The sequence below is a fragment of the Streptomyces sp. NPDC101227 genome, from assembly GCF_044767545.1.
GTDB lineage: Bacteria > Actinomycetota > Actinomycetes > Streptomycetales > Streptomycetaceae > Streptomyces.
Map to the genome: position 1 here is coordinate 3,773 of NZ_JBIWOD010000040.1, position 1,415 is coordinate 5,187.

Below are 1,415 nucleotides of genomic sequence, written 5' to 3' on the forward strand. Positions count from 1 at the left end.
CCTGAGACCTGATGCCGAGCCGATTGTGGTGAAGTGGATGATCCTATGCTGTCGAGAAAAGCCTCTAGCGAGTTTCATGGCGGCCCGTACCCTAAACCGACTCAGGTGGTCAGGTAGAGAATACCGAGGCGTTCGGGTGAACTATGGTTAAGGAACTCGGCAAAATGCCCCCGTAACTTCGGGAGAAGGGGGGCCATTTCTGGTGATGAGACTTGCTCTCTGAGCTGGGGGTGGCCGCAGAGACCAGCGAGAAGCGACTGTTTACTAAAAACACAGGTCCGTGCGAAGCCGTAAGGCGATGTATACGGACTGACGCCTGCCCGGTGCTGGAACGTTAAGGGGACCGGTTAGTCATGATTCGTCATGGCGAAGCTGAGAACTTAAGCGCCAGTAAACGGCGGTGGTAACTATAACCATCCTAAGGTAGCGAAATTCCTTGTCGGGTAAGTTCCGACCTGCACGAATGGCGTAACGACTTCTCGACTGTCTCAACCATAGGCCCGGTGAAATTGCATTACGAGTAAAGATGCTCGTTTCGCGCAGCAGGACGGAAAGACCCCGGGACCTTTACTATAGCTTGATATTGGTGTTCGGTTCGGCTTGTGTAGGATAGGTGGGAGACTTTGAAGCGGCCACGCCAGTGGTTGTGGAGTCATTGTTGAAATACCACTCTGGTCGTGCTGGATGTCTAACCTGGGTCCGTGATCCGGATCAGGGACAGTGTCTGGTGGGTAGTTTAACTGGGGCGGTTGCCTCCTAAAGAGTAACGGAGGCGCCCAAAGGTTCCCTCAGCCTGGTTGGCAATCAGGTGTTGAGTGTAAGTGCACAAGGGAGCTTGACTGTGAGACTGACGGGTCGAGCAGGTACGAAAGTAGGGACTAGTGATCCGGCGGTGGCTTGTGGAAGCGCCGTCGCTCAACGGATAAAAGGTACCCCGGGGATAACAGGCTGATCTTCCCCAAGAGTCCATATCGACGGGATGGTTTGGCACCTCGATGTCGGCTCGTCGCATCCTGGGGCTGGAGTCGGTCCCAAGGGTTGGGCTGTTCGCCCATTAAAGCGGTACGCGAGCTGGGTTTAGAACGTCGTGAGACAGTTCGGTCCCTATCCGCTGTGCGCGTAGGAGTATTGAGAAGGGCTGTCCCTAGTACGAGAGGACCGGGACGGACGAACCTCTGGTGTGCCAGTTGTCCTGCCAAGGGCATGGCTGGTTGGCTACGTTCGGAAAGGATAACCGCTGAAAGCATCTAAGCGGGAAGCCTGCTTCGAGATGAGTACTCCCACCCCCTTTGAGGGGTTAAGGCTCCCAGTAGACGACTGGGTTGATAGGCCAGATATGGAAGCCTGGTAACGGGTGGAGTTGACTGGTACTAATAGGCCGAGGGCTTGTCCTCAGTTGCTCGCGTCCACTGTGT

General features: G+C 55.3%; 1 rRNA gene (cut by a window edge). It reads left to right on the forward strand.

Features of this window, described 5'->3' with window-relative positions:
• Nucleotides 1-1,394, forward strand: a 23S ribosomal RNA gene (locus ACIRPT_RS40885) (it extends 1,772 nt beyond the left edge of the window).
• Nucleotides 1,395-1,415 lie beyond the last annotated feature (21 nt).